This window comes from Paenibacillus sepulcri (genome assembly GCF_042647105.1).
GTDB lineage: Bacteria > Bacillota > Bacilli > Paenibacillales > Paenibacillaceae > Paenibacillus_Z > Paenibacillus_Z sepulcri.
In genome coordinates, this window is the sequence record NZ_JBHRUP010000001.1 from 982,034 (window position 1) to 996,543 (window position 14,510).

At 50.5% G+C, this 14,510-nt stretch carries 12 protein-coding genes; all 12 read right to left on the reverse strand.

Going from position 1 to position 14,510, the window contains the following annotated elements:
• Window positions 1-78: 78 nt before the first annotated feature.
• Window positions 79-2,724: an FtsK/SpoIIIE family DNA translocase gene (locus ACFOLF_RS04375; RefSeq protein ID WP_379112707.1), complete on the reverse strand. Its 2,646-nt coding sequence runs from the start codon at window positions 2,722-2,724 to the stop codon at window positions 79-81.
• Between the two features lie 131 nt (window positions 2,725-2,855).
• On the reverse strand, window positions 2,856-3,080 hold the full coding sequence (locus ACFOLF_RS04380) for a YlzJ-like family protein (protein ID WP_210041097.1): 225 nt from the start codon (window positions 3,078-3,080) through the stop codon (window positions 2,856-2,858).
• Window positions 3,077-3,823: a ClpP family protease gene (locus ACFOLF_RS04385; protein WP_379112703.1), complete on the reverse strand. Its 747-nt coding sequence runs from the start codon at window positions 3,821-3,823 to the stop codon at window positions 3,077-3,079. Before ACFOLF_RS04385 ends, ACFOLF_RS04380 begins: the two co-directional genes overlap by 4 nt.
• 239 nt (window positions 3,824-4,062) lie before the next feature.
• On the reverse strand, window positions 4,063-5,742 hold the full coding sequence (locus ACFOLF_RS04390; RefSeq protein WP_210041099.1) for a ribonuclease J: 1,680 nt from the start codon (window positions 5,740-5,742) through the stop codon (window positions 4,063-4,065).
• Between the two features lie 636 nt (window positions 5,743-6,378).
• Complete coding sequence (gene dapA, locus ACFOLF_RS04395) at window positions 6,379-7,257, reverse strand: 4-hydroxy-tetrahydrodipicolinate synthase (RefSeq protein ID WP_210041101.1); 879 nt, start codon at window positions 7,255-7,257, stop codon at window positions 6,379-6,381.
• Window positions 7,258-7,288: 31 nt separating this feature from the next.
• Entirely contained in the window at window positions 7,289-8,503 is a 1,215-nt protein-coding gene (gene dapG / locus ACFOLF_RS04400; protein ID WP_210041103.1) for an aspartate kinase, read from the reverse strand.
• Between the two features lie 76 nt (window positions 8,504-8,579).
• On the reverse strand, window positions 8,580-9,617 hold the full coding sequence (locus ACFOLF_RS04405) for an aspartate-semialdehyde dehydrogenase (RefSeq protein WP_210041105.1): 1,038 nt from the start codon (window positions 9,615-9,617) through the stop codon (window positions 8,580-8,582).
• Between the two features lie 173 nt (window positions 9,618-9,790).
• A complete protein-coding gene (locus tag ACFOLF_RS04410; RefSeq protein ID WP_210041107.1) occupies window positions 9,791-10,384 on the reverse strand; it encodes a dipicolinate synthase subunit B in 594 nt (197 codons plus the stop codon).
• Complete coding sequence (gene dpsA / locus ACFOLF_RS04415) at window positions 10,381-11,280, reverse strand: dipicolinate synthase subunit DpsA (protein WP_210041109.1); 900 nt, start codon at window positions 11,278-11,280, stop codon at window positions 10,381-10,383. The genes ACFOLF_RS04410 and dpsA overlap by 4 nt, the downstream gene beginning before the upstream one ends.
• Before the next feature lie 254 nt (window positions 11,281-11,534).
• Window positions 11,535-11,978, reverse strand: a complete 444-nt coding sequence (dut, locus tag ACFOLF_RS04420; RefSeq protein WP_379219404.1) for a dUTP diphosphatase — start codon at window positions 11,976-11,978, stop codon at window positions 11,535-11,537.
• Window positions 11,959-13,224: a M16 family metallopeptidase gene (locus ACFOLF_RS04425; protein WP_210041113.1), complete on the reverse strand. Its 1,266-nt coding sequence runs from the start codon at window positions 13,222-13,224 to the stop codon at window positions 11,959-11,961. Before ACFOLF_RS04425 ends, dut begins: the two co-directional genes overlap by 20 nt.
• Before the next feature lie 271 nt (window positions 13,225-13,495).
• Entirely contained in the window at window positions 13,496-14,491 is a 996-nt protein-coding gene (locus ACFOLF_RS04430) for a polysaccharide deacetylase family protein (RefSeq protein WP_210041115.1), read from the reverse strand.
• Between the last annotated feature and the right edge of the window lie 19 nt (window positions 14,492-14,510).

Genomic DNA, 14,510 nt, shown 5'->3' on the forward strand with positions numbered 1-14,510 from the left:
TCTCTTGCGGATTCTAAAAGCAAGCGAAGCTTATTCCTAGTATGAGAAATCGGATTGCCTTCTATGCACGAATTTGACTTATGAGCTAATCTTTCCTGCATCGTACTGATCCACTGTCAGCAGAACCTCACGCGGTTTGCTGCCTTCATAAGGTCCTATAATGCTGCGGGCCTCCATTTGGTCAATCAGCCGGGCCGCGCGCGTATAGCCTACTCGCATGCGTCTCTGAAGCAGGGATACGGATGCCTGCTTGGCTTCAAGAACAATACGGACAGCCTGATCATACAGCTCATCCATCTGCTCATCCGCTTCCGGCATGGAATCATCCACTTCGGGTACCAGATCATTCGTATACTCCGCTTCGGCTTGACCGCGCGAATAGTTTACCACGGCTTCCACCTCCTGGTCGGAAAGGAAAGCCCCCTGCACCCGGATGGGCTTGGACATTCCAACAGGCAGGAAAAGCATATCTCCGCGTCCCAGCAGCTTTTCCGCTCCAACCATATCCAGAATCGTCCGGGAATCGACCTGCGAGGAAACGCCAAAGGCGATCCGGGATGGTATATTCGCCTTGATCAGTCCGGTGATGACATCAACGGACGGACGCTGTGTCGCGATAATCAGATGGATGCCGGCGGCACGGGCCATTTGGGCGAGACGACAGATCGCATCCTCGACGTCATTGGCGGCTACCATCATCAAATCGGCCAATTCATCCACGATGACGACAATATAAGGCAGAACCGCGGATGGATTCTCCGCCATCAGATTATTATAGCCTTCAATATTGCGCGTGCCCGACTTGGAAAACAGCTCATAGCGTTTCTCCATCTCCACCACGATCTTCTTCAAGGCAAGCGACGCCCGTCTCGGATCGGTGACAACAGGCGCCAGCAGATGGGGAATGCCGTTGTACACATTAAGCTCAACCATCTTCGGATCGACCATCAGAAACTTGACTTCATCCGGCCGCGCCTTGTATAGAATGCTGGTAATGATTCCGTTAATACAAACGGATTTACCCGAGCCCGTCGCCCCGGCGACGAGAAGATGGGGCATTTTCGCAAGATTTCCCACTATCGTCTGGCCGGAAATATCCCTTCCGAAGGCGATAGACAGCTTCGAAGGCGCATTCAAGAATGCAGGCATCTCCATAACCTCGCGCATCGTGACGACGGATACCTCGGTGTTGGGCACCTCGATGCCAATGGCGGATTTGCCTGGAATAGGCGCTTCCATTCTGATATCCTTGGCAGCCAGTGCGAGGGCGATATCATCGGTCAGTCCGACAATCCGGCTTACTTTGACGCCTGTTGCGGGCTGTACCTCATATCGGGTTACCGCCGGACCGCGCACAACATCCAACACCTTCGCCCGTACCCCAAAACTCTCAAGCGTAGCTTCCAGCTTCCGGCGGGAGTCATTCGCATCCGCAGCTTCCCCCGCTCTGCCGCTGCCGCTCGGCTTGGTCAGCAGCGAGAGTGACGGCAGCTGATAAGGCTTGACGGCAGGCACACGGGGAACAGGATTTGCAGCGGCGGAGCCCTCTGCCAGTTCGCCAGTTTCAATTGCCGGACTTACAGGCGGCGAGCTTGGAGAAGAGATGCTGGTAAATGCATCATCTATTTCTTCCCCATCGACAAGATGCGGTTCCAGATCTTCTCCTTGGAAAGCCGTATTATCGATCAGTCCCCTGCTGCTGTCTATTGCAGGAGGAAGCTCGATTTCGCCTGCAGGATCAAAAACCTCCGGCACCACTGCCGGACTGCCTTTACCGGCATTATAAGCCTGCCATTCAGCGCTGCCCTCTTCATCATCGTCATCCCACTGCGGTACTCTGCTGCGGCTGCTTCCGGCAGGCTGAACCAGATGGTCGTCATCCATCTGCCAATCGTCCTTGTCGCTGCTTGAGTGCTCCTCGGGATCCGATGTTTCGTTAAACCAGGAGAAAAAAGGAATTTTCCTCCTTGCCGCCCTAGGACGCGGCTGATAAAGATCATCCTCATCATCTTCCAAATCGTCATCCTGAATAATAGGGGCTGCGCCCTTGCCCCCTCTTGCCGGAGCTGCTGCAAGCTGCGCTGATCGTCTGGCAGCCAGCTTCGCCCGCATTAGCGACCAGAAACGTCCGCCCCGGACGCGCAGGGCTTTCATCAAATCCACATAGGACCGGCCTGTCATCAACATAATAGAAATGGCAAACATGACGATCATAATGAATTTGGCGCCAAAATAACCAAATAACCAATAAAGCAGCGTATACTGGATTGCCCCTGCATAACCGCCGCTGATTGCTCTTGGCGCCACGCTGCCGTCATCCAGGACAGGAGTATCAATTAACGAAGCACGAATATCGCCGCCTAATTGACTTAATATGTAACCGGAAGTCAACCCCCCGGTAGGCTCTGTTTTCTGATCCATTACCGTAATCGAGCTCATCAGCGTAAATGCCAGCACCAGCAGCAAAATCCCGGTCTTGCGGGTGGACCAGCCGGATGGCCAGGTACGTTTGATCATAACGGTCAGACCGACGTAAATACCTACAAGAGCCAGGGCAAAGTAAAACTTTCCAAGCATCAGCCCAAACAGTTTGGACAATGAACGTCCTACCGTAGCTTCACCCGAAAGCGCGATGACGGACACCGTAATCAACAAAATACCATAAACCTCATATTTTAGGCTCGTCCCAATCGAGCTCTTTCTTCTTCGCTTTTTTTTCGCCAACTTCAGTCACCTCTGGTTGCCATTATACCATACGAGGCCTCTGGATGCCGCTACTAATCTCCAATCCAGGGTAGAGCTGCCAACTGCGCATAACCCCACCCCGAAGCTGTGCTATGAGAAAAACAGCTGTTTCAGGAGGAGCGGGAGCCAAATAAAATAACCGTGCCCGGTGAATACTGCGGCTGCAAATAAGCGTCCAATGGACACTCGAGGAGACGGACGATTTTACCGATCCCCGGTGAGATCGGCTCAATTTGCATTCTTACATTGCCGATGGTGATGTCCACATATGGACCAGGCTGTTCATCCATTCCATCCAGGACAAGCTCCAGCGGCATCGTCGTGTACAGCGTCATTGCGTCAGCCCTCCCGGCCCCATTCTCTTGCGTTCCGCAATAAAACCATCCAGCTCGCGCAGCGCCACTCCAATCCCGCCGACCGCATCGATCAATCCATACTTGACCGCATCCACCCCGATTACGGTTGTCCCGATATCGCGGTTAAGCTCCCCGGTCTTGAACATCAGTTCTTTGAACATCTCGGTGCTTATGTTCGAGTGTGAAGTCACATACCGTACCACCCGCTCCTGCATTTTCTCCAAATATTCAAAGGTTTGCGGTACTCCGATAAACATGCCGTTCATCCGGATAGGATGGATGGTCATCGTCGCGGTCTCGGCGATAAATGACTTCATTCCTGCTACGGCAATGGGTACGCCAATGGAATGGCCGCCGCCCAGAACAAGGGTAACGGTCGGCTTCGTCAACGAGGAAATCATCTCGGCAATGGCAAGACCGGCCTCAACATCCCCGCCCACCGTATTCAGCACGATGATCAGGCCTTCGATTTTTGGATTCTGCTCCGCCGCCACCAGTTGTGGAATAATATGCTCGTATTTGGTCGTTTTATTTTGTGGAGGGAGCACCATATGCCCTTCAACCTGCCCAATAATGGTCATGCAGAATACATTAGATTCTGTTGTGGGTATCGTCGTCTGTCCCAGCTGCTGCAGCGTTTCCAGCGTAGGATTCACCATTTTCCGGTCGCCGCCTTCAGTATCCGGCTGTTCCGATTTTTGAAGCCATTCGATTTCCCGCATGTGATTTGTCCTCCTTATGCCTATTCGCCAGGAATCAATCCTGTTCTTTCATGTGCTCTGCATAGTATGGAAGGACAGAGAATTATTATACGGTTTATACGGAATTGACAGCTGGGACGTCCCTTTGCCGCTTTCGTGAGAACAAGTTTATGTATAACAAAAAACGGTTTACTCCCACCCGGAATGAACCGGACAGGAGAAAACCGTTTTGCATGTTTATTAGTCTTGGCTGAAAATCATTATACTTCCATGATAATAGGCAAAATCATTGGACGGCGGCGCGTCTGTTCGTATAAGAAACGGCCGAGCGCATCCTTCACATTGGTTTTCAGTGAAGCCCATTCGTTCACCTTATCATTCATTAATTTATGCAGGGTCGAAGTCACGATGCGGTTTGCTTCCTCAAGCAGCCCTTCGGATTCACGCACATACACAAATCCGCGGGAAATGATATCCGGACCGGATAAAATAGCGCCGTCTTGTTTGCTGAGCGTAACCACTACCACGAGGATACCATCCTGCGAAAGCAATTTACGGTCACGAAGCACGATATTTCCAACATCGCCGACACCCAAACCATCAATCAACACATTACCGGCAGGTACTTTGCTGCCTTTGCGGGCTACTCCACCCTGCACATCGATCGTATCCCCGTTGTCGATAATGAAAATGTTCTCCCGTTCGATGCCAACCGCCTCTGCAAGCAGGGAATGCTGACGGAGCATCCGGTACTCGCCATGGATCGGAATAAAATATTTTGGACGGATCAGATTGAGCATCAGCTTCAATTCTTCCTGACTTCCGTGACCGGATACGTGAACGCCGGAAACAGATCCCGGACCGTAAATAACATTGGCGCCCAAGCGGAAAAGCTCGTCCACCGTGCGTCCCACATAACGCTCATTCCCTGGAATAGGCGTAGCTGCAATAATAACCGTATCTCCCGGCAGGATGTCCACTTTGCGATGCGTAGAACGAGCCATACGCGTTAGAGCCGACATGGGCTCGCCTTGACTTCCTGTGGAGAGCACAACGACGCGGTCAGCCGCCATCTTGTTGATTTCTTCAGGCTCGATCAGCATGCCTTCCGGAATGGTTAAATAACCCAATTCAGAAGCAATAGACACCACGTTCACCATACTGCGGCCAACGACAACGATTTTGCGTTTCGTAGCCATAGCGGCGTTAATAACCTGTTGAATCCGGTGCACGTTGGAAGCAAAGGTTGCAATAACTACACGCTGTGTAGCTTTGCGGAAAATATCCTCAAGAGAAGGACCGATCATGCTTTCCGACGGTGTAAACCCTGCGCGTTCCGCATTCGTACTGTCCGACAATAGAGCGAGTACGCCCCGTCGGCCAATGTCCGCAATACGCTGAAGATCCGCATATTGATTATTAACCGGCGTGTGGTCGAATTTGAAATCGCCAGTGTGGACAATCGTGCCTTCCGGCGTATCGAGACAAACACCAACCGAATCCGGAATACTGTGATTGGTTTTGAAGAATGATGCCTTGATCGTGCCGAGCTGGATTTCGGAATCGGCATTAATCAGAATCCGTTTCGTTTCGCCAAGCAGACCTGCCTCTTTCAACTTGCCTTCAATCAATCCGAGTGTCAGCTTCGTGGCATAAACAGGAACATTCAGATGCTTCAATACATAAGGCAGTCCGCCAATATGATCCTCATGTCCGTGCGTGATAAGAATAGCCCGTACCTTGTCCTTATTTTCCGTTAAATACGTAATATCTGGAATCACGATATCAATACCGAGCATATCTTCTTCCGGGAATTTCAAACCTGCATCGACTACGACAATATCGTTCCCATACTGAACGACATACATATTTTTCCCGATTTCGCCGACGCCGCCCAAAGCAAATATGAGCAGCTTATCTTGGCTGTTTTTCTTTGACAATTGTATCCGTACCTCCTAATTTTTACGAAGTAAAACCAAATTCATAAGTGTAGAATCAATCACCCTCACGAAATAAAGTCGCTTCGTTAGCATGTTATATTTTTTACGAAGAAAATCTTCGTAACCATGGTCAAATGTTAATGAAACTTATAAAACTTAAGTGAATAAGCAAAGCAAAACAATGTCCGGTGACCCAGCTTCATGCTTGGGCGGGACATGGAATGCTTCCGATTGCAAAATGCCTGATAGAAGCGGACATCAGCCTGCCTGATCAGATTCGCATCATTCTATCAAGGAAGCCGTGTCTTATGCTGTTGTATGCCGCTCAAAACAAGGGAAAGGATTCATTATTATTTGCCGCACACCATCACTTGTCCCCATTATACATGATTGAATTTATGAAACACAAGTAAAGGCGAAGAACTGTTTAGAAAATATAGGTTAAACAGGATCGTTTATCTGTCCGGACTCACGTCATGATTACTTTAGATCATGTATGCAGGAAGAACCGGCTCTCGCCACCCTCAGGCGTCGAAGTTAGCTTCTTCCCGATGTTATACCTATAATATATGTCAAAAAAAACCGATGCAAACGCACCGGTTTTTGGTGAGTGCTGCATAAAGAGCTGCAAGCAACTCAAGAATTCAATAACTCACGAAGAGCAGCAAGCTCTTCTTCCGTAGGTCCCACAAGCGGCAAGCGCACTCCGCCGACAGGAATGCCGCGAATCGCCAGTGCTGACTTGACCAGAACCGGATTGGGAACGAGATGCGGCAGTTCAAACAAGCCTTTGAAAATCGGATGACAGGATGCGTGAATCCTGGCAGCTCCCGCAACGTCTCCGTTGACGAAGGACTCAATCATCTGTTTCATTTCACGGCCGATAATGTGGCTGGCTACGCTGACGATACCATATGCGCCGACAGACATCATTGGAAGTCCCGCTCCATCATCGCCACTGTACACCCGGAAGCCTTCAGGAGCTGCAGCAGCTATTTGAGTCACCTGATCTGTCGATGCACATTCCTTGGTTGCCACGATATTAGGTATCTGCGCCAGACGCAGCGTCGTTTGGGCTGTCATGCTCACGACCGTGCGGCCTGGAACATTATAAAGCATAACCGGCAGCGAAGTGCCCTCGGCAATACATTTAAAGTGTTGGTAAATGCCTTCTTGGCTTGGCCGGTTGTAGTAAGGAACCACGAGCAGAACGCCATCTACGCCGCATTGCTCAGCAAGCTGGGTCATTTGAAGGGAGTGGGCTGTATCATTGTTGCCGGTTCCCGCTATGACCTTGCAGCGGCCGTTAGCGTACTTGACAACGTATTTGAACAAAGCAATTTTCTCATCATCCGTCAGCGTCGGTGATTCCCCGGTGGTTCCGGAAACCACGATGCTGTCGTTCAATTGTTCATCAATCAAATAATCGACAACGCGGCCGGTCGCTTCCCAGTCAACCGCTCCTTCCGCATCGAACGGAGTTACCATGGCGGTAACCAATCTTCCGAAATCCATTATGACTCCTCCTAAACATCGTTTCAAACATTTATTCGTGCAGCGAAAATTTCGCATGCAGGGCCCTTAAGGCGTCTACCATGAAACTTTCGCTCACCAGCACCCATATCGTAGTGTTGGAGTCGGCCGATTGCAGAATCGGAATTCCCTGAGCTGTTAGCGCCTCCACGATTTTGGCCATAATCCCGGGAACACCGTTCATTCCCCCGCCGATTACAGATATTTTGGCGCAGCTGCTAACTGCGATCGGTGCATATCCGATCGCCTGCAAAACCGCAACCGCCTGCCGGGCATCCTGATCAAAAACTGTATAAACCGCTCCACCAGGTGTCACATTAATAAAATCCACACTGATATGATGCCGCGCCATTGCCTGAAATACCTGAAGCTGAACATCATTATGCCCGTCCTGCGCATGAACCGTAATTTGCGTAACTCCGCTAACATGAGCTACGCCTGTTACATAGCGGTCGCGAACCGTCGCGGACTGAGTGAGATTCAATGTGTCGGTCACCAATGTCCCTTCATCCTCCGAGAAGGTTGAACGGACGCGAAGCGGGATCCGGGCCTGCTGGGCAATTTCAACGGCACGGGGATGAATCACTTTGGCTCCTTGCCGGGCCATATTGCAAATTTCCGTATAACCGACAACCGGAATCGGGCGCGCATCCGCCACCAGGCGCGGATCAGCCGTTAATATGCCGTTGACATCGGTATAGATATCGACTCTTTCCGCCTTCAAGGCGGCACCTATCGCGGTGGCTGAAGTATCGCTGCCCCCGCGTCCCAGCGTCGTTGTCTCACCGGCTTCCGTCATACCCTGAAATCCGGTGACGATCACTACATTGCCGTCCTGCAAAAATTGGAGTATTCGCTCCGTACGTATTTCGACAATTCGTGCACGACCGAATTGATTATCGGTCAAAATACCAGCCGCACCCCCTGTCAAAGCAACAGCAGGTACCGAGTGTGCACGTAAAAGTCCGCAAAGCATAGCTGCCGATATGATTTCGCCGCAGCCAAGAAGCATATCACGCTCCCTGGCCGGCAAACCCGCTCCATGATCGGGAAGAAGCGAGAGCAGCGTGTCCGTCGCGTAAGGATCACCCTGACGCCCCATAGCAGAGACGACAACGACAAGCTGATGCTGTCGTTGCCGCTCTCTTTCGATATGACGAAGCACAAAGTCTCTTGCTTCCCCGGTGGACAGCGAGGTTCCACCGAATTTCTGGACGAGGATGCCCATTGTCAAACCTCCGTATCCGCACTTTTTAGATGCCGGATCATTCATGTTTGACCAGCTGCCCATGCTGCTTATCCTATTATTTGCCGATTGCGATATATTCCGCAATTTGAACTGCGTTCCATGCTGCGCCTTTGAGCAGATTGTCGGAAACGATCCACATATTTAGACCGCGGGAGGAGCCAAAATCACGACGCAGACGACCGACGAATACATCCGGTTTACCGGCAGCATCCGTCGCCAGCGGGTAGAGCTGATTGGCTGGATCATCTACGAGAACAACGCCTGGTGCGTCTCCCAGCAGCTTTTTGACATCTTCAAGGTCGTAATCATTCTTTAATTCAACATAAACGGACTCCGAGTGGCCGTAGACAACGGGTATGCGCACGCAGGTCGCCGTTACCTCAATCGAATCGTCCCCCAGAATTTTTTTGGTTTCCCGAATCATCTTCATCTCTTCCAGCGTATAGCCATTATCCTGAAATTTATCGATTTGCGGGATTGCATTAAAGGCGATTTGATGTTTGACCGGGAGTGAGCCAACCGGCAAAATATCCGGAACAAGCTCATTGCCGTCAAGCACCTCGCGCGTCTGGCGCAGCATCTCTTCTATAGCCCGGCTTCCAGCTCCGGATACAGCCTGATACGTCGAGACAATAATACGAGAGATGCCGTAACGGTCCAGCAGCGGTTTAAGCGCGGCAACCATCTGAATGGTAGAGCAGTTAGGATTTGCAATAAGACCTTTATGCTCGCTAATTTTATCAATGTTCACTTCCGGCACTACAAGCGGAGTTTCGGGATCCATCCGGAAGGCATTCGTATTGTCGATGCAGACCGCCCCATGCTCGATTGCATGAGGGGCAAGCGCCTTCGTCACATCGCCGCCAGCGCTGAATAATGCGATCTCCACATCTTTAAAGCTCTCCGGCGTTGCTTCCTCCACTATATGCTCCTGACCCTTGAACATAATCTTCGTACCGGCTGAGCGTGCGGATGAAAGCAGCTTTAGCGCGGCAATCGGAAAATTCCGTTTTTCAAGCAGACCTATAATTTGTTCTCCTACTGCGCCTGTTGCCCCAACTACGGCAACGTTAAACAATTTTTGATTCGACATATGTCGTCTCCTCTCAAAATGAAACTTATGTCAAGGATTGCTCCAATTGCATACTAAAATACCGGAAGAAACTTGGAGGAAAGATCTCTTCCTCTTCCCTCGCAGCTTATAGAAATAAATATCGGATGGGAAAATAAATATTCTATAATCGAGCTGCCATTGGCCATTCCTGCTTATCCCAAGGAACGGTCAATCAATAACGGCTGCAGCTGTTTACCTTGAAGAGCCGCTTCGCAGGCTTCGGGTATCAAATCCATCTTGGCTACAAGCGAATTCGGCTTTTGCACCGGATTGTCTTGCCCGAATGGAACAAAATAAACATTTTTGCAAACAAGCAATTTGGCGATATTCGCCGCATTCAGTCCGAGCCCGTCGTTAGTGGAAATGGCCAGCACGAGCGGACGCAGATTACGCATCTGGGCTTTGGCAGCCATTAGTACGGGACTGTCTGTCATTGCATTGGCAAGCTTGCTCGTTGTATTTCCTGTGCACGGAGCAATAACCAGCACATCAAGGAGCTTTGAGGGACCGAGCGGTTCAGCCTCTACAATAGTCGAAATAATATCATTGCCCGTGATCATCTTCAACTGCCGCTGCCAATCCTCCGAAGTGCCGAAACGGGTGTCTGTCGTCATAAGTGTTTGAGTCACAATCGGAACGACATTCGCACCTTCATCAACAAATCGCTGGATGACCGGCATTACTTCCGCAAACGTACAATGTGAACCGGATAAGGCATAGCCTACCGTTTTGCCCTGCCATTTCATTGCGCATTCCCCCGTTGCCTGGTATCTTCCGTAATCAACCGACTCAAACAATCCGCAATGATGCGTCCAGCGGTTTTCGGTGCGACGATACCTGGTAGACCGGGGGCGAGCAACGCTTTAATGCCCCGCTTCTCAGCGAAGCGAAAATCCGTTCCGCCCGGCTTGGAAGCGAGGTCGATAATGACCGCTCGCGAAGGCAAATTCGCTATAATTTGCGCTGTGACTATCATAGTCGGAATTGTGTTAAAAAGCAAGTCAATATTACTCACATGCTGCTGCAAATCCGTGATATAAAAAGGCTCAAAACCCATCTCCAAAGCCCTTGCAAAATGCTCTTCCCTTCTTACGCCAACCTTTACTTTTGCCCCTAGTCCCTGGAGCGTCCGGGCCATCGTCATTCCCGTCCGTCCAATACCCAGCACCATGCAGGATGAGCTGTGGATGGTAATGTCCGTATGTTGAATCGCCATCATTACGGCGCCTTCGGCTGTCGGGATTGAATTGTAAATCGCCACATCGTCACGATCGAAAAGCTCAACCAGCGCGATAGACTGCCTCTGGCAAGCCTCACGTAAATATGGCTTCGCCATACCTGTATAAACCTTGCAGTGTTTTGGCAAAAGAGCAATATGTTCTTCCGTCAAAATAAGCTCGCGGTCGCTAAAAACAGCCGGAATCGTTCCGTCATCATCGGTCCCGACCGCCGGGAGCACAAGCGCATCGGCGCCTGGAAATAAATCAGCGCTCAATTCAGCGTGTACTGCTCCATCCAGCGGGGTGTGAAGCTGATCAAATCCGGCAACCGTTACAGCCGCATCCAGCTCCGTCAGCTTGCGGATAACCTCAAGCTGTCTGGCATCGCCACCCAGCAGCACGACCTGAACCCCTGTCAGCATAAGGGTATCACTCCTTTCTCCCTTCATCCGTTACGACATTCGTATCCTCGGATATAGATTATCTTATGCCAAGGCCCAAAAGGGGTGAAAAGGAAAATGCGCCATTTGAGGTTTTCGTATTGGTTTGAAAGTACCAAGGCCTGGCACATTGCCGATACTAAAGGCGAAAACAGGCAAAAAAACCCGATGCATCCGCACCGGGTTTATTATGGCCGTAATATTTATAATATGAATCGGATGAATATCGAGTTATGTTAAACTCCGGTGTGGCCGAAGCCGCCTGCTCCGCGAACCGTATCCGGCAATTCCTCTGCTTCCGTAATTTTGATTGCCGGCACAATCTGAAACAGCATTTGAGCAATCCGCTCCCCCCGCTCGATGACGAATGGTTCCTCCCCGAGGTTGACGAGAAGCACTTTTACTTCTCCCCGATAATCAGCGTCAATCGTTCCGGGTGAATTCAGGCAGGTGATTCCATGCTTGTATGCCAGGCCGCTGCGCGGGCGGATCTGGGCTTCCAGCTCCGCCGGCATGGCCATTGAGAAACCTGTCGGAATAAGCTTGCGTTCGCCTGGAGCGAGTGTCACGGGTTCATCAACAGCCGCCTGCAGGTCAAATCCCGCTGCTAATTCCGACATCCTGCGGGGAAGCACCAGTTCTTCATTGCCCGGCAATCGTTTAAACAATACTTGAAACAAGACTATCCCTCCCGAGAGCGGAAGCCGCTTTATCATTGGATCCTACCATTGCTACCGCAAACGGAACGGAGAGCATTTGCTTGGTAACGGCTTGAATATCGCTCATTTGCACAGAATCGATCCGTAGCAGCATCTCATCAAGCGTGTAATGACGGCCGATCATAAGCTCGTTCTTCCCCAGCCGGTTCATTCGGCTGCTTGTGCTTTCCAGACTGAGGATCAAACTGCCCTTGAGCTGTTCCTTGCCCCGATGCAGCTCGCTGTCGGAGAGGCCCTTGGCTGCCAAGTCATGCAATTGCTCCAGCGTGAGATCGAGCACTTCCTTCGTTTGTTTCGGTGCGGTTCCGGCATAAATCGTAAACAAGCCGCTATCCGCATGGGAGGAGTGATACGAGTACACCGAATAAGCCAAACCGCGTTTCTCGCGAATTTCCTGAAAAAGCCTGGAGCTCATTCCGCCTCCCAACGCGTTGTTCAGCAGAATCATCGCGTACAGCTGAGGGTCGGCGATCGAGCACCCGGGAAAGGTCAGGCAGATGTGGTTTTGCTCTGTTTTTTTCTTATGAAATAAATATTGGCCGTTAAAGTCAGGTGCTTCCAGAATGCTTTCCGAGCCTTTATTCTTAAATCCGCCGAACTGCTTCTCCAGCAGCTCAAGCAGAGGACCTTCCTCGACGTTGCCCGCGACGCTGATTACAGTGTTGTCGATCCGGTAATGATCGCGCATATAGCCGCGGAGTGTATCGCCATCCATGGCATTCAGACGCTCCTCCAGCCCAAGAATCGAGTAGGCAAGCGGATGGTCTCCGTAAGAAGCGCGTGATGCTTCATCATGCACCTTGTCATCAGGCGTATCCTCGTACATGGATATTTCCTCAAGAATGACGTTCTTCTCTTTGCTTAATTCACCGGCGTCCATCACCGATTCAAAGAACATATCTGCCAAAGCATCAACCGCGATAGGAAGATGCTGATCCAGCACCTTGGCGTAATAGCATGTATATTCTTTGGCTGTGAAAGCATTGATATTGCCGCCTATGCCATCAAACAAATCGGCAATGTCCTTCGCGCTTCGTCTGGCTGTTCCTTTGAAAAGCATATGCTCAATAAAATGGGAAATTCCGTTATTGACGGGCGTCTCATTACGCGAACCCGTCTTAACCCATATCCCGAAAGCCACGGAACGAAAGGTTGGTATGTACTCCACCACGACCCGCATCCCGTTGCTGAGTGTATAATTGTTCACTTATTTTCCTCCTAAAAGTTTTGCTTGCAAAACTGGCTTCGTAAGCATTCGCTTTGAGTTTTCTGCTTTCTTCGTGAATTACTTCTCTGCAAAGCAGAAAAATCACTTCGTAAGCATAATCTTAAGTTTTGCTTGCAAAACTGGCTTCGTAAGCATTCGCTTTGAGTTTTCTGCTTTCATCGTGAATTACTTCTCTGCAAAGCAGAAAAATCACTTCGTAAGCGCTGTACTCGTTCATATCGCCAAAATCAGTGATTTCACTATAACAAAATTAAGGCCCCGCCTCAACTAGATGCACCCGCTTGGGGGATAATGTTTCGCTGACCGTCCCTAAGGAAAGTCCTTTCTGCCTGATTGCGGTAATTATACCCGGCAGCGCCTGACTTGATGAATCGGTGGGATGCATGAGAATCAGTGATCCCGGCTCGACACGGGTCCGGATTTTGTTCACGATCGATGCGGCCGGAGGATGCTGCCAATCCACGGTGTCGAGGGTCCAAAGCACAGTTTTTAACCCCTGCTCCGCCGCCACCTCGATTGTCATCTGATTAAAATCCCCGGAAGGCGGCGCAAACCACACATTGGACACATTGAAGGTTGACTTCAGCAGCGCTTCCGTTTTGGCGATTTGATTGTAAGCGGATTGCCGATCAAGCTTGCTCATATCAGGATGAGAATAGGCATGATTGGACAGCTCATGCCCCTTGGATTGAATCAGACGGGCCATGTCGGTATTTTTTTTCAGCCACGACCCATCGAAGAAGAAGGTCGCCTTTACATTTTGCTCCTCAAGCGTCTTGAGCATCGGTTCAAGAAACTCATTGCCCCACGCTACATTGATCATAAGCGCTGCCATCGGCTTATTGGGATTACCCTTGTAGATCGGCTGTCTTCCCAACTGCTCCAGGCTGATCGCTGGGGAAATTTCCTTATACATGAAACGGATCGGGCTGTTCTCCGGCGCATCGCGCATCAGCCGATAGGTTTGATCCACATCAACCTCTAGCCCGTTATAACCCGGAATCGCCTTCCATACGCGGTCAAGCCTGGCATCAACAGGGGCAATGCGGCGTTTGACAGCTTCCTTCTCTATAGCGTCCTTCAACTGCTGCCTGACAGAATCTGAGGAAATATCAATTCCCAAAGCTGTAGCAGCCTTTCCCTGTTTCAATTCAGCCAGGTAGGCCGATAAATCACCGCTTAACCCGAAAATCAGCAGCAGCGCACACATGAAAACCGTCATTATGATCGCTTTCTTCAGCTTCATCGCTTTGTCCCACCCTTCT